Origin of the sequence: Micromonospora sp. NPDC005299 (assembly GCF_042872345.1) — a bacterium.
Lineage (GTDB): Bacteria > Actinomycetota > Actinomycetes > Mycobacteriales > Micromonosporaceae > Micromonospora.
The window spans coordinates 26,860-43,138 of record NZ_JBIAKG010000016.1 but is presented as its reverse complement, the minus strand read 5'-3'; the positions used below and the strand labels follow the sequence as shown (position 1 = coordinate 43,138).

Annotated in this window: 17 protein-coding genes; 12 read left to right on the top strand and 5 right to left on the bottom strand. The window is 74.3% G+C overall.

From position 1 onward, the window contains the following. Window positions 1–4: 4 nt before the first annotated feature. The 3 genes from ACFYPD_RS30930 to ACFYPD_RS30920 are packed head-to-tail and all read right to left on the bottom strand — an operon-like array spanning window position 5 to window position 3,242. Window positions 5–1,366: a hypothetical protein gene (locus ACFYPD_RS30930; RefSeq protein ID WP_387121390.1), complete on the bottom strand. Its 1,362-nt coding sequence runs from the start codon at window positions 1,364–1,366 to the stop codon at window positions 5–7. Between the two features lie 20 nt (window positions 1,367–1,386). Further along, a complete protein-coding gene (locus ACFYPD_RS30925; protein ID WP_387121248.1) occupies window positions 1,387–2,205 on the bottom strand; it encodes a sugar phosphate isomerase/epimerase family protein in 819 nt (272 codons plus the stop codon). Then, on the bottom strand, window positions 2,202–3,242 hold the full coding sequence (locus ACFYPD_RS30920; protein WP_387121245.1) for a zinc-binding alcohol dehydrogenase: 1,041 nt from the start codon (window positions 3,240–3,242) through the stop codon (window positions 2,202–2,204). Before ACFYPD_RS30920 ends, ACFYPD_RS30925 begins: the two co-directional genes overlap by 4 nt. A 119-nt stretch (window positions 3,243–3,361) precedes the next feature. Here ACFYPD_RS30920 and ACFYPD_RS30915 point away from each other — a divergent pair, with 119 nt between their 5' ends. The 6 genes from ACFYPD_RS30915 to ACFYPD_RS30890 all read left to right on the top strand — a co-directional run bounded on the left by ACFYPD_RS30915 (window position 3,362) and on the right by ACFYPD_RS30890 (window position 8,842). Beyond that, on the top strand, window positions 3,362–4,753 hold the full coding sequence (locus ACFYPD_RS30915; protein ID WP_387121242.1) for an ABC transporter substrate-binding protein: 1,392 nt from the start codon (window positions 3,362–3,364) through the stop codon (window positions 4,751–4,753). Then, window positions 4,750–5,712: a carbohydrate ABC transporter permease gene (locus ACFYPD_RS30910; RefSeq protein ID WP_387121239.1), complete on the top strand. Its 963-nt coding sequence runs from the start codon at window positions 4,750–4,752 to the stop codon at window positions 5,710–5,712. Before ACFYPD_RS30915 ends, ACFYPD_RS30910 begins: the two co-directional genes overlap by 4 nt. Next, complete coding sequence (locus tag ACFYPD_RS30905; protein WP_387121236.1) at window positions 5,712–6,578, top strand: carbohydrate ABC transporter permease; 867 nt, start codon at window positions 5,712–5,714, stop codon at window positions 6,576–6,578. The genes ACFYPD_RS30910 and ACFYPD_RS30905 overlap by 1 nt, the downstream gene beginning before the upstream one ends. 114 nt (window positions 6,579–6,692) lie before the next feature. Next, complete coding sequence (locus tag ACFYPD_RS30900; protein WP_387121233.1) at window positions 6,693–7,535, top strand: alpha/beta fold hydrolase; 843 nt, start codon at window positions 6,693–6,695, stop codon at window positions 7,533–7,535. Window positions 7,536–7,590: 55 nt separating this feature from the next. Further along, on the top strand, window positions 7,591–8,193 hold the full coding sequence (locus ACFYPD_RS30895; RefSeq protein WP_387121230.1) for a phosphatase PAP2 family protein: 603 nt from the start codon (window positions 7,591–7,593) through the stop codon (window positions 8,191–8,193). Window positions 8,194–8,236: 43 nt separating this feature from the next. Continuing rightward, window positions 8,237–8,842, top strand: a complete 606-nt coding sequence (locus tag ACFYPD_RS30890) for a class I SAM-dependent methyltransferase (protein ID WP_387121227.1) — start codon at window positions 8,237–8,239, stop codon at window positions 8,840–8,842. 30 nt (window positions 8,843–8,872) lie between these two features. Here the strand turns inward: ACFYPD_RS30890 and eccB are convergent, their stop codons facing one another. Then, window positions 8,873–10,255: a type VII secretion protein EccB gene (gene eccB / locus ACFYPD_RS30885; RefSeq protein ID WP_387121224.1), complete on the bottom strand. Its 1,383-nt coding sequence runs from the start codon at window positions 10,253–10,255 to the stop codon at window positions 8,873–8,875. A 141-nt stretch (window positions 10,256–10,396) separates the two neighbouring features. On the opposite strand from eccB, the gene ACFYPD_RS30880 reads away from it, so the two are divergent. From ACFYPD_RS30880 to ACFYPD_RS30860, 5 genes are all read left to right on the top strand, one after another. After that, a complete protein-coding gene (locus tag ACFYPD_RS30880; RefSeq protein WP_387121222.1) occupies window positions 10,397–10,666 on the top strand; it encodes a metal-sensitive transcriptional regulator in 270 nt (89 codons plus the stop codon). 125 nt (window positions 10,667–10,791) lie between these two features. Next, on the top strand, window positions 10,792–12,192 hold the full coding sequence (locus ACFYPD_RS30875) for a rhodanese-like domain-containing protein (protein WP_387121219.1): 1,401 nt from the start codon (window positions 10,792–10,794) through the stop codon (window positions 12,190–12,192). A 94-nt stretch (window positions 12,193–12,286) separates the two neighbouring features. Then, the gene (locus tag ACFYPD_RS30870) at window positions 12,287–12,850 is read left to right on the top strand and encodes a rhodanese-like domain-containing protein (protein ID WP_387121217.1); all 564 of its coding nucleotides are present in this window, start codon (window positions 12,287–12,289) and stop codon (window positions 12,848–12,850) included. Next, a complete protein-coding gene (locus ACFYPD_RS30865) occupies window positions 12,850–13,740 on the top strand; it encodes a sulfite exporter TauE/SafE family protein (RefSeq protein ID WP_387121215.1) in 891 nt (296 codons plus the stop codon). Before ACFYPD_RS30870 ends, ACFYPD_RS30865 begins: the two co-directional genes overlap by 1 nt. Then, entirely contained in the window at window positions 13,679–14,284 is a 606-nt protein-coding gene (locus ACFYPD_RS30860; RefSeq protein ID WP_387121213.1) for a methyltransferase domain-containing protein, read from the top strand. Before ACFYPD_RS30865 ends, ACFYPD_RS30860 begins: the two co-directional genes overlap by 62 nt. A gap of 16 nt (window positions 14,285–14,300) precedes the next feature. Here ACFYPD_RS30860 and ACFYPD_RS30855 read toward each other — a convergent pair whose 3' ends face one another. Continuing rightward, window positions 14,301–15,305 (bottom strand): zinc-binding dehydrogenase, encoded by a 1,005-nt coding sequence (locus tag ACFYPD_RS30855; RefSeq protein WP_387121387.1) that lies wholly within the window; start codon window positions 15,303–15,305, stop codon window positions 14,301–14,303. A gap of 201 nt (window positions 15,306–15,506) precedes the next feature. On the opposite strand from ACFYPD_RS30855, the gene ACFYPD_RS30850 reads away from it, so the two are divergent. Continuing rightward, window positions 15,507–16,220, top strand: a complete 714-nt coding sequence (locus ACFYPD_RS30850) for a spermidine synthase (protein WP_387121211.1) — start codon at window positions 15,507–15,509, stop codon at window positions 16,218–16,220. Window positions 16,221–16,279: the final 59 nt, after the last annotated feature.

Sequence of the window (16,279 nt, the reverse complement as noted above, 5' to 3'; positions counted from 1 at the left end):
CGGCTCAGCCCTCGGCGAGGGCGTCGAGCACCAGCGCGGCGGTCCAGCTGAACGCCGGTGAGCCGAGCCCGGCCCCGGTGTCCGGGTGGAAGTACTCGTGGCAGCCGGCCGCGTCGACCAGGTCCAGCAGGGACTCACGCAGCCCGGCGGCCAGGTCGGCGCGGCGGTGGGCGCGCAGCCCGCGCCACAGCAGCCAGCCGGTGTTCACCCAGCTCGGGCCGCGCCAGTAGCGCAGCGGCTCGAAGTCCGGCGCGGTGCGGTCGTGGGTGGGAAGCGGGCGGTCCATCCGGGCGGCCAGGCCGAACCGGGGCGAGCACGCCTCGGCGAGCACCGCCCGCACCTGGTGGGCCGGCAGGTCGGGCAGGATCAGCGGCATCAGGCCGAGCACCGTACGGGCCGGGACGAGCCGGTCGGCCCGGACGTCGCGCGGGCGGAAGGTGCCGGTCACCGGGTCGTAGAGCCGGTCGACCAGGGCCTGCGTGATCCTCGCCGCGCGGTCCCGGTGCGGCCCCGGGTCGGCGCCGACCACGGTGGCGATCCGGGCGAGGGCCTGCTCGGAGACCCCGAGCGCCGCGTTGACCAGCGGGCACTCCACGAGGAACGGATGCCGGCCGAGCAGCCCCTCGTCGCGGTAGCGGCCGGCCCGGTAGGCGTCCACGAGCGCGACGTAGCGCGCGTAGTCCAGGTCGGTGGGGCGGTGCGCCGCGTCGGCGTGCGCGGTGTCGTGCCGGCGGTACGCCCGCATCACCGCCTCGTCGGCGGGCACCGCGGCCATCGGGGCGTCCCAGGCGGGGCTGTTGTCCAGGCCGGACTCCCACGGGTGCACGACGGCGGCCAGCCCGCCCCCGCCGACGTCCCGACGCCCGGTCAGGTAGCGCTGCTGGGCCACCAGCCGCGGATAGAGCCAGCGCAGCGCCGCCACCGAGGCCTCGGAGGGCGCCCGGCGGTGCACCAGCCAGGCGGCCGGGGCGTGCACCGGCGGCTGGACGATCCCCGAGGTGGCCGCCGCCGGGGCGCCGTCGGCCCGGGCGGAGTCCCAGAACTCGGGCCCGGGGAAGTACGCGCCGACCCGCAGCGCCGGGTTGAACACGATGTGCGGCACCCGCCCGTCGGCCCACTGCGCGGCGAACAGGGTGCGCAGCTCCCGCCAGGCCCGGTCGGGGCGGACGTGCGCCAGCCCGACCGCGATGAACGCCGAGTCCCAGCTCCACTGGTGCGGATAGAGGGTGCGGGACGGCACGGTGTGGTCGTGCTCCCAGTTGGCGTCCAACGTGGCCAGCGCCAGTCGCCGCAGCCGGGCGGCCCGCTCGGCGTCGCTGCGGCCGGGACCGCCGGCCCGCACCCCGGCCGCGCTGCTGAGCCCCATGGCTCGCTCGCTGCGCGCGCTCACGCCGCCGCCCGCCGCGGCCGGGCCTGGGCGAGGACGGTGGCGGCCTGGCGCAGGGCGGCGACCGGCTCGCCGCGCAGCCGGCACTCCAGCGCCAGCCAGCCGGGGTAGCCGATCTCGTCCAGAGTGGCCAGGAGCGCCGGCCAGTCCAGGTGCCCGGCCCCCGGCTGGTGCCGGTTGGAGTCGCTGACCTGCACGTGCCCCAGGTACGGCGCGGCCGCGCGCAGCGCCGCGCACGCGTCGTCCTCCTCGATGTTCATGTGGTAGGTGTCGGCGACCACCCGGACCGAGGGCAGCCCGACGGCGCGGCACAGGGCCACCGCCTCGTCGAGCCGGTTGACCATGTGGTCCTCGTACCGGTTGAGGGGTTCCAGGAAGAGGGTGACCCCCTCGGCGCGGGCGTGCTCGCCCAGCTCGCCCAGGGCGTCGACCAGCACCTGCCGGTCGCCGTCGGGCGGGCGGGGCGGCTCGAACGGCGGCAGCCGGCGGGAGAACATCCCCCAGGCGGCCGGGGTCATGGCGCCGATCCCGCCGAGCTCGGCGATGACCGAGAGCTGGGAGCGCAGGTTGCGCACCGCGTCGCGGGAGCGCTCGGGGTCGAAGTCGCCGATGAAGTGGTCCATCTCGACGCAGACGGTCGGCATGACCACGCCCTCGGCGCGGGCGCGGCGCAGCTCGGGCAGCCGCCGGGCGAGGGCCAGGTCACCCCGGCCGCGCAGCTCGATGCCCTGGTAGCCCAGGGAGACGGCGAGGGCGTACTTCTCGGACAGGCCGGCGCCGGGGAGCAACTGCTCCTGGCAGGCGAAGGGGATGGTCATGGGAACCTCAGCACCACTTGGAGGGCGTCACCGTCACCGCGGTCGAGCAACGCCAGCGCGTCGGCCACCGCGCCCGCGTCGACGACGTGGCTCACCAGCGGCAGCGGGTCGACGCTGCCCTCGGCCACCAGGTCCATGAAGGTGTGGGCGATTCGGGTCCCGGTCCACCGGCCGGCCGTGCTGGGCGCCGGGGTGGGCCCGGAGACCTGGGCCGCCACCAGCTGGATCCGGTTGTGGTGGAACTCCTCGCCGAGTCCCAGCCCGTGGGCGTACCCCTGGTAGAAGCCGGCGGCCACGACGCGGCCGGCGTGGGTGGTGGCGCGGATCGCCTCGTGGAGCGCCGGATACGACCCGGACAGCTCCAGGCAGACGTCCGCGCCGCGGCCGCCGGTGGCGGCGTGCAGCGCGGCGGCGGCGGAGTCGACGGCGGCGTCGACCACCCGGCGGGCGCCGAGCCGGGTGGCGTGCGCGAGCCGGTCCGGCACCCGGTCGACGGCCACCACCCGGGCTCCGGAGAGGACGGCGAGCCGGGTGCCGAGCAGCCCGATCACCCCCTGCCCGAAGACACCGACCCAGTCGCCGAGGTGCAGGTCGCCGGCGAGCACGGCGGTCAGCGCGATGGCGCCGGGCCGGGCGAAGACGGCGACCAGGGGGTCGAGCCCGGGGGCCAGCGGGGTGACCGCGCCGGCGGCCAGCACGGCCTCGGCGCGGTGCCCCCAGATGCCCCAGACGACCTGGCCGGGCCGGCGGTCGGCGACGTCGGGTGCGACCTCGACGACCTCGCCGACCTCCTCGTAGCCGAAGCCCACCACCGGGTACGCGGGCGCGGCCTGCCGGGGCACGAACATCCGGGTGGCGTCGTCCCAGTCCTTGCTGAGCCGGGGATTGCTGCCCCGGTAGAGGGTCAGCTCGGTGCCGGCGGAGATGCCGGAGTAGCAGGTGCGGACGCGGACCTGGCCCGGGCCGAGCGGGTCCGGGGGGCAGGGCTCCAGGCTCACCCGCCGGGGCCCGGCCAGAGAGACAACCCAGTTGGCCATGGCGTCGCTCCGAGAAAAGTGCCGGAGCCAATTCTAAACCGAAATATTGGTAATTGTCTTGTAAACGATCAATCGAGGGAGTTAAATCCCTGATGTACCCTTCGAGAGGAGTGCCACCGATGCCATCACCCTCGATGCGGATCCTCGCTCCCACCCTGATCATGGCACTTGCCGGGACAACCCTGCTGGCCTGCGGTGACGACGAGCCGAAATCCGACAGTTCCCGGATAACCGTGTGGAGCCTGGAAGACGTGGCGGACCGGGTGAACGCCACCAAGGCGATCATCGCCGATTACACCGCCAAGACCGGAGTCAAGGTCAACCTGGTCACGGTCAACGAGGACCAGTTCCCCTCCCTCATCGCCTCCAGCGCCGCCGCCGGCGACCTGCCCGACGTGGTCGGCTCGGTCTCCCTGGCCGGGGTGCGCACCCTGTCCGGCAACGACCTGCTCGAGCCGGACGCCAACAAGCGGGTCGTCGAGAAGCTCGGCCGGGACACCTTCTCCCCGCGCGCCCTCGAACTGACCAGCGAGGACGCCAAGCAACTCGCGGTCCCCAGTGACGGGTGGGGTCAGCTGCTGGTCTACCGCAAGGACCTGTTCGCCGCCGCGGGCCTGCCCGCCCCCGACACGTACGAGAAGATCGCCGCCGCGGCGGCGAAGCTGAACACCGGCGGCGTCGCCGGCATCACCGCGGCGACCGCCCCCGGCGACGTCTTCACCCAGCAGACCTTCGAGCACCTCGCGCTGGCCAACAACTGCCAGCTCACCGACGACGCCGGCAAGGTCACGCTGGACTCGCCCGAGTGCGTCGAGGCGTTCCGCTTCTACGGCGACCTGATGCGGAACAACTCGGTCAAGGGCGCCCAGGACGTGGACACCACCCGGGCCACCTACTTCGCCGGCAAGGCGGCCATGCTGATCTGGTCGCCGTTCATCCTCGACGAGCTGGCCGGGCTGCGGAACGACGCCAAGCCCACCTGCCCGCAGTGCCAGTCCGACCCGGCCTGGCTGGCGAAGAACAGCGGCTTCGTCACCGCGATCAAGGGTCCGAACGGCGCCGAGCCGGCCCAGTACGGCGAGATCAGCTCCTGGGCGGTGCTGGACGGCGCCAGCGACTCGGCGCAGTCCTTCGTGGAGTACATGCTCTCCGACGGCTACCCGCGCTGGTTCGGCATGTCCCCCGAGGGGCGCTTCCCGGTCCGCACCGGCACCGCGGACGACAAGAAGAAGTTCCTCACCGCCTGGAACACCAGCCCGGCCGGGGTGGACCGCAAGCAGCCGCTGTCGGCGGTCTACGGCGAGGACGTGCTCGCCACCCTGCGCGAGAGCCCGGACACCTTCCAGCGCTGGGGGCTGACCCAGGGCCAGGGAAAGCTGGTCGGGGCGATCCTCGGTGAGCTGCCGGTGCCCAAGGCGCTCGCCGACGTGGTCGGCGGGAAGTCCGACGCCCGCGCCGCCGCCGACCGGGCGAAGAAGGACGTCGACGCGATCGCCAAGGGTGTGAATTGACCACCACCGCGCCGGAGGCCGGCCGCTCCCCCACCGGGGAGCGGCCCCGCCGGTCCGGCAAACGCCCGCTCACCCTGCGCCGCCGCGAGTCCCGCGCCGGGCTCGCGCTGGTCACTCCCACCCTGCTCGTCGTGGTCGCGGTGATCGGCATCCCCATCGTCTGGACGGTGGTGCTGGCCTTCCAACGGGTACGCCTCGCGACCCTGCGCCGGACCGGCCTCTTCGGCGAGCTGACCCTGGACAACGTCGACCGGGTGCTGCACACCCCCGGCTTCGCCGACACGCTCTGGACGACCGTCGTCTACAGCGCCGGCGGGACGGTGGGCTCGATCCTGGTCGGCCTGGTGGCGGCGCTGGTGGTCCGCCGGCCGTTCCGGGGCCGCACGATCGTCCGCGCGTCCATGCTGCTGCCGTACGTGGCGCCGGTGGTCGCCATGACGTTCGTCTGGCAGGTCATGCTCGACCCGCAGCTCGGCTTCGTCAACGACTGGGGCCGGCGGTTCCTCGGCTGGGACGCGCCGATCCCGTTCCTGTCCCAGGAGTCCACCGCGCTCTGGACGGTCATCGCGTTCGAGGCGTGGCGCTACTTCCCGTTCGCCTTCCTGTTCCTGCTGGCCCGGCTCCAGGCCGTGCCCGGCGAACTGGAGGAGGCCGCCCGGGTCGACGGGGCCACCCCGACCCAGCGTTTCCGGCACATCCTGCTGCCCCAGCTCATGCCGGTGATCGCCCTGATCGGCGTGCTCCGGTTCATCATGACCTTCAACAAGTTCGACGACGTCTACCTGCTCACCGGCGGCTCGGCCGGCACCGAGGTGGTCAGCGTCCGGGTCTACCAGTTCCTCACCGCGCGGACCGACATCGGCGCGGCAGCGGCGCAGGCGGTCGTGCTGGCCGTGGTGCTGATCGTCTTCGTCGCGATCTACCTCCGCTTCTTCAGCGGCCGACGGGAGGAGGCGTGATGGACCGGGACCGGATCGAGACGGTGAGCCTGCGCTGGCTGCGCCGACTGGTGATCGCCGCCTTCCTGCTCGTCACCCTGCTGCCGTTCTGGTACATGCTGGTGCTCTCGGTACGCCCCATCGAGCGGCTGCTGCTCGACCCCGGCTCGCTGCTCGTGCCGTTCGGCGAGCTGACCTTCGCCACCTACGCCGAGGTGCTGAAGTCGGTGGAGGACGGCGGGCAGGGCTTCCTCGCCTTCATCCGCAACAGCGGCATCGTGGCGGTGGCTGCCACCGCGCTCACCCTGGTGATCGCCATCCCCGGCGCGTACGCGGTGTCCCGGCTGCGGTTCTTCGGCCGGCGGCAGGTCAGCGCGCTGTTCCTGGCGGTCTACCTGTTCCCGTCGATCGTCATCGCGATCCCGCTCTTCGTGGTCTTCACGCGGGCCGGGCTGCGCGGGTCGCTGGTCGGGCTGGTGCTGGTCTACATCTCGCAGACCCTGCCGGTCTCGGTCTACATGCTGAAGAACTACTTCGAGACGATCCCGATCAGCCTGGAGGAGTCCGCCGCGATCGACGGGGCCGGCCGGCTCGGCATCATCCGCCGGGTCAGCCTGCCGCTCGCCGCGCCGTCGGTGATGGCGGTCGCCCTCTACGACTTCATGATCGCCTGGAACGAGTTCCTCTTCGCCCTGCTCTTCCTGGTCGACCGGCCCAACCGGTGGACCGTCTCGCTGGGCCTGTCGCTGCTCTCCGACGGCGTCGAGGTGCCGAAGACGGTGCTGATGGCCGGCTCGGTGATCCTCACCCTGCCGATCGTGATCCTCTTCTTCGCCAGCGAGCGGCTGCTCACCGAGGGCCTCACCAGCGGCGCGGAGAAGGGCTGATCCGCCGCTGCCAGGTGCCGGGAGTTCCCACCGGCGCCTGGCAGCGGCGCATCTCGGCCCTTGATGCCCGACTTGCGGGCTATCGTCGTTTCGGTCATCGGCGATCGGGGTGGGATGCCAGACGTACGCGAGACACTCAAGGTTCCCCGGGCCGGACACCTGCTGCATGTCGATGTGGTCGGCAGCGAGGGGGTGCCGCTGGTACTGATGCACGGCTTCCCCGACAACCTGCACCTCTACGACGAGCTGATGCCGCACCTCGGTGACCGGCGGGTCGTCCGCTTCGACTTCCTGGGCTGGGGCCGCTCCGACAAGCCCGAGGGCTACCCGTACACCGCGGACAACATGACCGGGGACCTCGCGGCGGTGATCGACCACCTCGGGCTGCGGCGGGTCGTGCTGGTGGCGCACGACGCGTCCGGGCCGCCGGCCATCGACTGGGCCCTGCTCTACCCGCACCGGGTTGCCGCGCTGGTGCTGCTCAACACCTACTACCACCAGACGGCGTCACTGCGCCGACCACCGGTCATCGCGCTGTACTCGACGCCACTGCTGCGCGCCGCGGCCCGGAAGCTGGCGGGCCGCGGCTCGGAACTGGCCCGGCGCCTCTACATCTGGCAGGTGGGCCGGTTCATCCGCGACGACCGACGCCGGGGCCCGGTGGTGGAGCGCCTGTGCGACAACTTCGTCGCGGTCCAGCCGGCGTTCTGGCGGCTCAACGACGACCTGCTCGGCACCGTCCTGACGCGCCGGCGCCGGATACCCGACCTGCGCCGGTTCGGCCCGCCGGTTCGGGTGATCTTCGGCGTCCAGGACCGTTCCCTCAACCCCCGGGTCGCGCGCCGCTTCGCGCAGCTCTTCCCCCGTGCGGACCTGCACCTGCTGCCGAACGCGGGCCACTTCGTGCAGGTCGACCAGCCGGAACAGACCGCCCAGCTCCTCCTGACCGCCGGTTGACCGCGCCACACCGCCCGCAGTTGACCTTGGCGGACGGCTCCACCAGGATGACCCGGTGCGGGCGACCCGGGAACGGACGGTCAGCGGGCGGCTGGCCCGGCTGATCACCGAGGTGCTCGCGCCGGGCGTCCTGGTGACCGCCCTGCCGCTGGTGGCGTCCGCCCGGGTCAGCCGCTCCCCGCAGCAGTTCCTGCTGTGGGGCGGCACCGCCCTGCTGTTCTGCGCGGTGATCCCGGTCGGCGTCATCCTCCACGGGGTACGCCGCGGCCGGCTCACCGACCGGCACGTCGGCGACCGCACCCAGCGGGCCCGCCCGCTGCTGACCGGCCTGGCCTCGGTGGCGGTCGGGACGGCGCTGCTGGCCGCGCTGCGCGCGCCCGCCGAGTTGTTCGCCGTGATCGTGGTGATCTTCGTGGTCGGCGCGGCCTGCACCCTGGTGAACCACTGGTGGAAGCTGAGCATCCACGCCGCGGTCGCGGCCGCCACCACGGCCGTCCTGGTGCTGCTGTTCGGCCCGGCGCTGCACGTCGGCTGGCTGCTCGTGGCGGCGGTCGGCTGGTCCCGGGTGGTGCTGCGGGACCACACCTGGCCACAGGTGGTGGCCGGCGCCCTCACCGGCGCCCCGTTCGCCGCCGGCGCCTTCCTGGCCCTCGGCTGAGGTTCCCCGGCCCGGCCCACACAAGATCAGCTACCGTGGCGGCATGGGCAAGCCGACCCGCTGGGTGACCGAGACCAAGCCAGGACACTCGCAGTGGTACGTCGACCGGTTCCGCCGGCTCGCCGCCGAAGGGGCGGACCTGGCCGGCGAGGCCCGGCTGCTGGACGCGCTCGTCCCGCGGGGCGCCCGGATCCTCGACGCCGGCTGCGGCACCGGCCGGGTGGCCGCCGCGCTGGCCGCCCGGGGCCACACCGCCGTGGGCGTCGACGCCGACCCGGTGCTGATCGACGCCGCCCGCGCCGACCACCCCGGCCCGCGCTTCCTGGTCGCCGACCTGGCCGAGTTCGACCTGGCCGCGCAGGACGAGCCGGAGCCGTTCGACGCGGCCGTGGTGGCCGGCAACGTGATGGCATTCGTCGCCCCCGGCACCGAGCGCGCGGTGCTGACCCGGATCGCCGCGCACGTCCGGCCGGACGGCCTCGTGGTGGTCGGCTTCGGCACCGACCGCGGCTACCCGGTCACCGGGCTGGACGCCGACGCGGTGGCCGCCGGGCTCCGCCTCGAACACCGCTTCGCCACCTGGGACCTGCGCCCCTGGCACGACGACGCGGAGTTCGCGGTGACCGTCTTCCGCAAGCCGGCCGCCTGACCCTCCCGCGCTCGCCCCCCGGAGCGCGGGTCAGGCCGGGGCGGCGACCGTGCGGGCGGCAGCCGGGTCCAGCGGGCTGCCGGCCGGCACCAGGCTGACCAGGCCCGCCGGCAGCCGGACCGGACGCACCCCGGCATAGCCGAGCATGCCGGGCACGTCGGCGCCGGCCAGCACGTAGCGCCGGCCGAGGTCGGTGACCACGCAGACCGCGCCGCCGGTGGCGCCGGGGGCGGCGACCGACTCGACGAGCGCGCCCCGCCCCGGCTCGACCAGCACCTGGTCGGCCAGCCCGCCCCGGCCGAGCGGCGTCCGCGCGGCGGCGGAGAGGTCCGGCGGGGTGGCGCCGAGCCGGACCTCGCGCACGCCGGTGTTGTCGCCGGCCCGGGCGCATACCGCGCCGCCCTCCACCGTGACCAGCGCGGGCGGGACGGCGGGCGGGGCGGTCGGCCCGGTGGGCACCAGGTCGGGGAGCTTCGGCAGGGCGGCGAACCGGCCGAGGGTGATCGGTTCCGGGTCGCCCTGGCCGGTGCGGGCGAGCAGCAGGGCGGCCTGCAACTCGGTGATGCCGGCCAGACCGGTCCGCCCGGCCACCGCGTACTGCCGGCCACCGCCGGAGTTGCGGACGAGGTAGACGTCGCCGACGGTCGCGCCGGTGACCCGCTCGGACGGGGTGCCCAGGTCGCGCAGCGGGGGCGGTGCCAGGTCGGCGCCGGCCGGCACGGTGTTGAGCAGCGCCGGGGCCACCGGCACCGCCCGCTCCCGGGTGGCGGCCAGCGCGGCGAGCACCCGGCCGGTGTCGCGGAGCAGGTAGCGCCGCTCGTGCCAGAGCAGGTGCAGGCTGCCGTCCGGGTGGCGCAGCAGCAGGCCCTGGTCGCCGAGGGGCCGGCCGCCGGTGGCGTCCCGCCCGATCAGCAGCGCCGAACGGACCTCCGTGCCGCCCGCCTCGGCGGCGGTGACCGAGCAGACCGTCCACGCCCCGCCGGTGAGCCGCCCCGGCGCGGGCAGCGAGTCGGGGGCGTCGGCGATGCCGAGCGGCAGTCCGCGCGGCACGCCCTCGATGGAGCGGCGGGAGACCAGCACGGTCTTCGGCCGTTCCGCCCCGATGACCAGCAGCGCCGAGGCGTAGTTGAGCACCGGGTGCAGCTTCTCCTCGCGGTAGACGAACCGCGCCCCGGACTCCTTCTCCACGATCACCGCGCCCTGGTCGCGCCAGGCGCTGCCACCGCCGGTGAACAGGCCGTAGAGGGCGACCCCGCCGAGCGCGATCACCGCGACCAGCACGCTGGCCAGGCCCGCACCGGCCAGCCGGCGGAACGGCGACTGGGCGGGGTCGGTCTCCCGCATCACCAGGGCGGCCACCGCCCGCTGGACGGTGAACTGGTAGGAGTGGAGCTGGTCCTGCCGGGACGGCATCGGATCCCTTCCGAGAACGATCGTCGGCGCACAGGATAAGCGCTCCGTCGATCTCCCGGGGACCCTCCGTGTCCGCCCCCGCGCCTCAGCCGGTGGCGGGATGGGTACCCCCGGGGGTATGTTGGGTCCAGGAGGTGCACGGTGAAACTTCGACCCGAGCTGACGGGCGACGCCCTGACCCGGCTCAAGCGGGCCCGTGGCCAGCTCAACGCCGTCATCGAGATGATCGAGAACGGCGAGGACTGCCGGGCCACGCTCACCCAGCTCGCCGCCGTCTCCAAGGCGATCGACCGGGCCGGCTTCAAGATCATCGCATCCGGCATGCGGCACTGCCGCACCGCCCGCGACCGGGGCGAGGAGCCGGAGATGACCGAGGAGGAGCTGGAGAAGCTCTTCCTCGCCCTGGCCTGACCGAACAAACCGCCGCCCGCGCGGCCTGATCGTCGCGCGGGCGGGTACTTCGCGCCCATACCCGGGCGGACGTCTGTCTCCCGCATACCCCCGGGGGTATGCGGGAAACGAAAGGAGCACCACACATGGCAGTGGACGTGACCGTGATCGCGACGTCCTCGCTCGGCGACCGCAGCTACCTGGCCTCGGACGGCCGGGTGGGCATCGTCGTCGACCCGCAGCGGGACATCGACCGCATCCTGTACCTGGCGGGTGCCAAGGGCGTGCGGATCACCCACGTGGTGGAGACGCATCTGCACAACGACTACGTCTCCGGCGGCCTGGACCTCGCCCGGATCACCGGCGCCCGCTACCTCGTGGCCGCGACCGACGAGGTCGGCTTCGACCGCACTCCGGTCGACGACGGCGACGTGGTGCCCCTCTCGGACGCCCTGCGCCTGCGGGTGATCGCCACCCCCGGGCACACCTTCCACCACCTGTCGTACGTGCTCGACGAGGCGACCGGCGGCGACTGGCGACCGGCGGGCGTGTTCACCGGCGGCTCGCTGCTGTTCGGCACCACGGGGCGCACCGACCTGCTCGGCGGCCAGCACGCCCACGCGCTCGCCCACCACCAGCACGCGTCGGCGCGCCGGCTGGCCGACCTGTTGCCCGACGGCACCCAGGTCTGGCCGACGCACGGCTTCGGCAGCTTCTGCTCGGCCAGCCAGGCCGACGCCCCCGAGTCGACCATTGGGCGGGAGAAGCAGGCGAACCCCGTGCTGCGGCTCGCCCCCGACGAGTTCGTCACCGACACCCTCGCCGGTCTCGACGCCTACCCCGCGTACTACGCCCACATGGGCGTGGCGAACACCGCCGGGCCGGCCCCGGTGAACCTGACCCCGGTCACCCGCGCCGACGCGGCGGGGCTGCGCGAGCGGATCGCCGCCGGCGAGTGGGTGGTCGACCTGCGCCACCGCAAGGCGTACGCCGCAGCGCACCTGGCCGGCACGGTCAGCCTGGGCCTCGACGGGCCGATGTCGACCTGGCTCGGCTGGCTGATCGACTGGGGCGTGCCGATCACCCTGCTCGCCGAGACGCCGGAGCAGGTCGCCGACGCACAGCGTGAACTGGTCCGCATCGGCATCGACCGCCCGGCCGCCCAGGCCACCGGCGCGGCCGAGCGGTGGGCGGCCGAACCGGGGCAGCTCCGGGAACTGCGGATGGCGGACTTTCCCGCTCTCGCGGCGGCCCGCGCCGGGGACGCCCCCGCCGGCCTGCCCGCCCCGGACGTCGTCCTCGACGTGCGGATGACCAACGAGTGGCGGGCCGGCCACATCGAGGGCGCCGTGCACGTCCCGCTGCCCGAGCTGCCCGGACGGCTGGCCGACGTGCCCGCCGGCACCGTGTGGGTGCACTGCGGCTCCGGCTACCGCGCCACCGCCGCGGCGTCCCTGCTCGCCAACGCCGGACGCGAGGTCGTCGTCGTCGACGACGCGTTCGCGGCGGCCGCCACCGCCGGCCTCGCCATGGCCGACCAGGCCTGAACCCGTACCCCGAGCACCGGCCGGCGCGACCGCGCGCCGGCCGGCGCTCCACCCTGCCGTCCGCCGTGGCGGTCCGCTTCCGGAACGAGGAGACATGAGCACCATCGACGCGACCACCCTGCGCGAGCTGATCGGCAGCGGGCGCGCCCCGCGACTGCTCGACGTGCGCACCCCGGCCGAGTTCGAGACCGTCCACATCCCCGGCTCGTACAACGTCCCCCTGGATCTGCTCAAGGAGCACCGTGCCGAGCTGCGCGACCACCTCGACGACACCGTCGTGCTGGTCTGCCACTCCGGCGCCCGCGCCACCCAGGCCGAGCAGGCACTGGCCGGGGTCGGGCTGCCCAGCCTCACCGTTCTCGGCGGCGGCATCACGGCCTGGCAGGCCGCCGGCGTGCCGATCAAGCGGGGCCGGCAGCGCTGGGACCTGGAGCGCCAGGTCCGCCTCGTCGCCGGCGCGATCGTGCTGGCCAGCGTCCTCGGCTCGGTGTTCGCGCCGCAGCTGAAGTGGGTCGCCGGCCTCATCGGCGCCGGCCTCACCGTCGCCGCCGTCACCAACACCTGCGCCATGGGCATGCTGCTGGGCCGGCTGCCCTACAACCGGGGCGCGAGCTGCGACCTGGACGCCGTCCTCGGCCAGTTGCGCGAGGCCCGGTGATGCTCCTGATGACCGTCGCGCTGGCCGTCCTCATCGGGGTCAGCCTCGGCCTGCTCGGCGGCGGCGGGTCGATCCTCGCGGTGCCGCTGCTGGTCTACGTGGCCGGCCTCCCGGCCAAGGAGGCCATCGCCACCTCCCTGCTCGTGGTGGGCGTGACCAGCGCGGTCGGGGTGCTGCCGCACGCCCGGGCCCACCGCGTGCGCTGGCGCACCGGGCTGATCTTCGGCCTGGCCGGGATGACCGGCGCGTACGCCGGCGGCCGGCTGGCCGGGTTCGTCCCGGCCTGGGTCCTGCTCACCGGCTTCGCCCTGATGATGCTGGCCACCGCGATCGCCATGCTGCGTGGCCGGCCCGGCGCCGAGGGCCGGCCGGTGCCGCACGAGCTGCCGGTGTTCCGGGTGATCCTGGACGGGATCGTGGTCGGGCTGGTCACCGGCCTGGTCGGTGCGGGCGGCGGCTTCCTGGTGGTGCCCGCCCTGGCCCTGCTCGGCGGCCTGCCCATGCCGGTCGCGGTCGGCACCTCGCTGGTGGTCATCGCGATGAAGTCGTTCGCCGGGCTGGCCGGCTATCTGGCCACCGTGCACCTCGACTGGGGCCTGGCGGTCGCGGTGACCGCCGCGGCGGTGGTCGGCAGCCTCCTCGGTGGGCGCCTCGCCGGTCGGCTGCCGGCGGACCTGCTGCGCCGGGCGTTCGGTTGGCTCGTGGTGGTGATGGGCATCTTCGTCCTCGCCCAGCAGTTGCCCCCGTTCGCGGGACTCGCCGTGGGAGCGCTTGCTGGAGCCGGTACGGTCACCATGGCGGTGTGGGGCCGCCGAAGGAGGAGACACAGTGGACAGCAGCGCCTGGGACACCCGGTACGCGAGCACGCCGGGTCTGGTGTGGAGCGCTGAGCCGAATCGTTTCGTCGTCGAGTCGGTCACCGGGCTCACCCCCGGCGCCGCGCTGGACCTCGCCGCCGGTGAGGGACGCAACGCGGTCTGGCTGGCAGAGCAGGGTTGGCGGGTCACCGCGGTGGACTTCTCGCCGGTGGCCGTGGGCCGGGGGCGTGAGCTGGCCGCCGGCCGGGGCGTCCCGGTCGAGTGGCGGGTCGCCGACGTGACCGCGTACCGGCCGGTGCCCGGCAGCTACGACCTGGTGCTGATCAGCTACCTGCACCTGCCCGCCGACGACCTGGCCCGGGTGCTGGCCGCGGCCAAGCAGGCGCTGCGCCCCGGCGGGAGCCTCGTGGTGGTCGGCCACGACCTGGCGAACCTGACCGGCGGCACCGGTGGGCCGCAGGACCCGGCCGTCCTGCTCACCCCGGAGGCGGTGGTCGACGGGCTCGCCGGGCTGCACATCCGGCGCGCCGAGACGGCCCGCCGTCCGGTGGCCACCACCGACGGCGGCACGGTCGATGCCCTCGACACGGTCGTCGTGGCGAGCCGCCCCGACTGACCGGCGCCCCGGCCCGTCAGGGCCGCAGGATCAGCCGGATCGGGTTGCCCTCCTTCTCGTGCACCCGGCGCACCGCCTCCGGCGCATCCGCCAGCGGCAGCACGTCGCTGACCGACGCGGACAGGTCGAGCCGGCCCAGCCCGGTGAGCGTGACCAACTGCCCGACGTGCTCGGCCTCGGAGCCGTAGTGGCCGAGCACCGCCTGCCGGTTGTAGGTGAACCGGCTGTCCGACGGGATGCTGATCGGCTTGTTGGCGATGCCGGCGAGCACCAGCCGGCCGTGTCGGCCGAGCACGGTCATGGCCTGCTCGCGGACCGCGTTGACGCCGGCGAAGTCGAACGCCACGTCGAGCCCCCGGGTGCCGACCAGTTCGAGCACGGCGTCCTTGAAGCCGCCGTCCGCAGGGTCGATGGCCAGGTCCGCGCCGAGGGCGAGCGCCCGGTCCCGGGCCGCCGGCAGCGGGTCCACGGCGATCACCGGGGCCGCGCCGACCAGCAGCAGCAACTGCACCGCGTGCGCGCCGAGGCCACCGACGCCCCAGACCGCGACCGCCTCCGCCGGCCGGACCCGGGCGGTCTCGGTCACCGCCGCCCACGGCGTGGAGACCGCGTCAGGGATGATGCAGGCCTGCTCGAACGGGAGCAGATCGGGGACGGGAACCAGGGTGTCCTCGCGAGCCAGGGCGTATTCGGCCCAGCCGCCGTCGTAGTCGACGCCGCGGGTGAGCACGAGGCCGAACCGGTCCCGCTCCCCCGCCTGGAGCAGCACCCGCTGGCCCGGCTCCCAGCCCCTCACCCCGTCACCGAGCGCGTCCACCGTCCCGGCCACCTCATGGCCGAGGGTCACCACGTCCCCGCCCAGATACAGGGGGGTCAGGGTGCCGTCGATCAGGTGCACGTCCGACAGGCACACCCCGGCCGCGGCGACCCGGATCCGCACCTGCCCGCGCCCCGGCTCGGGCACCGGCACCGATTCCATCCGCAGCGCCCGATCGGCCACGTGCAGCCGTCCGGCCAGCATCTCCGCCACGCTCGCTCCCCTCTCCGGCCTCCTCGACCGCCGACGGCTCCAGGTCCCGCCGCGCCGAGTCGTCGTGGGGCGTACCCGTCGCCGACGCGGCGATGCGGCCGGGCGGGGAAAAACGGCCGCGCCGCCGATACCCTCGGGCCACCGGACGACCGGCCGGTAGCATCCGGTGACGGACCGGCGGAGAGGACACGGGTGGGCGCACGCTTCGAGGAACTGGCCTGGCGGGAGACGCCGATCGGCGAGATCAGTCTGCGCCGGCGCCGCGACCCGTCGCTCGACGTCGACGTGTACGAGGTCAAGCTCGACGACGAGTTCCTGATGTCCAGCCTCTTCCCGGTCGCGGAGATCGAACTCGCCCGGCTCGGGCTGGCCCCGCTGGCCGGCGGGGCCCTGGACGTGGTGGTGGGCGGGCTCGGCCTCGGCTACACGGCGCGCACCGCGCTGGAGGATCCCCGGGTGCGCTCGCTGCTGGTGGTGGAGGCGATCGAGGACGTGATCGACTGGCACCGCCGCGACCTGCTGCCGTTCGCCGCCGGGCTGGCCGCCGATGCGCGGACCCGGTTCGTCCGGGCGGACTTCTTCGCGGCGGTCGCGAACGGCGCCGGGTTCGATCCGGAGGCGCCGGGGCGCCGGTTCCACGCGGTGCTGCTCGACGTGGACCACTCCCCGCGCCAGGTGCTGCACCCCAGCCACGCCGACTTCTACACCGTGGACGGGCTGCGCCGGCTGGCCGCGCTGCTGCACCCGGACGGGGTGTTCGCGCTCTGGTCGAACGATCCGCCCGATTCGGAATTCCAGCGGACGCTGACCGAGGTGTTCCCGACCTCGGTGGCGCACGTCGTCCGCTTCCCGAACCCGTTGCAGGGCCGGGAGGCCGCGAACACCGTGTACGTGGCCCGGCAATGACCCAGCCCCGGGCGGGCATGGCGGGAGCCGGAGCGGGAAAGCGGGCGGCCCACCGTACT

Excerpts from the sequence above, each read along its gene's own strand:
- ACFYPD_RS30930 (WP_387121390.1), bottom strand. The coding sequence starts at position 1,366 with ATGGGGCTCAGCAGCGCGGCCGGGGTGCGGGCCGGCGGTCCCGGCCGC.
- ACFYPD_RS30925 (WP_387121248.1), bottom strand. The coding sequence starts at position 2,205 with ATGACCATCCCCTTCGCCTGCCAGGAGCAGTTGCTCCCCGGCGCCGGC.
- ACFYPD_RS30920 (WP_387121245.1), bottom strand. The coding sequence starts at position 3,242 with ATGGCCAACTGGGTTGTCTCTCTGGCCGGGCCCCGGCGGGTGAGCCTG.
- ACFYPD_RS30915 (WP_387121242.1), top strand. The coding sequence starts at position 3,362 with ATGCCATCACCCTCGATGCGGATCCTCGCTCCCACCCTGATCATGGCA.
- ACFYPD_RS30905 (WP_387121236.1), top strand. The coding sequence starts at position 5,712 with ATGGACCGGGACCGGATCGAGACGGTGAGCCTGCGCTGGCTGCGCCGA.
- ACFYPD_RS30900 (WP_387121233.1), top strand. The coding sequence starts at position 6,693 with ATGCCAGACGTACGCGAGACACTCAAGGTTCCCCGGGCCGGACACCTG.
- ACFYPD_RS30890 (WP_387121227.1), top strand. The coding sequence starts at position 8,237 with ATGGGCAAGCCGACCCGCTGGGTGACCGAGACCAAGCCAGGACACTCG.
- eccB (WP_387121224.1), bottom strand. The coding sequence starts at position 10,255 with ATGCCGTCCCGGCAGGACCAGCTCCACTCCTACCAGTTCACCGTCCAG.
- ACFYPD_RS30875 (WP_387121219.1), top strand. The coding sequence starts at position 10,792 with ATGGCAGTGGACGTGACCGTGATCGCGACGTCCTCGCTCGGCGACCGC.
- ACFYPD_RS30870 (WP_387121217.1), top strand. The coding sequence starts at position 12,287 with ATGAGCACCATCGACGCGACCACCCTGCGCGAGCTGATCGGCAGCGGG.
- ACFYPD_RS30865 (WP_387121215.1), top strand. The coding sequence starts at position 12,850 with ATGCTCCTGATGACCGTCGCGCTGGCCGTCCTCATCGGGGTCAGCCTC.
- ACFYPD_RS30855 (WP_387121387.1), bottom strand. The coding sequence starts at position 15,305 with ATGCTGGCCGGACGGCTGCACGTGGCCGATCGGGCGCTGCGGATGGAA.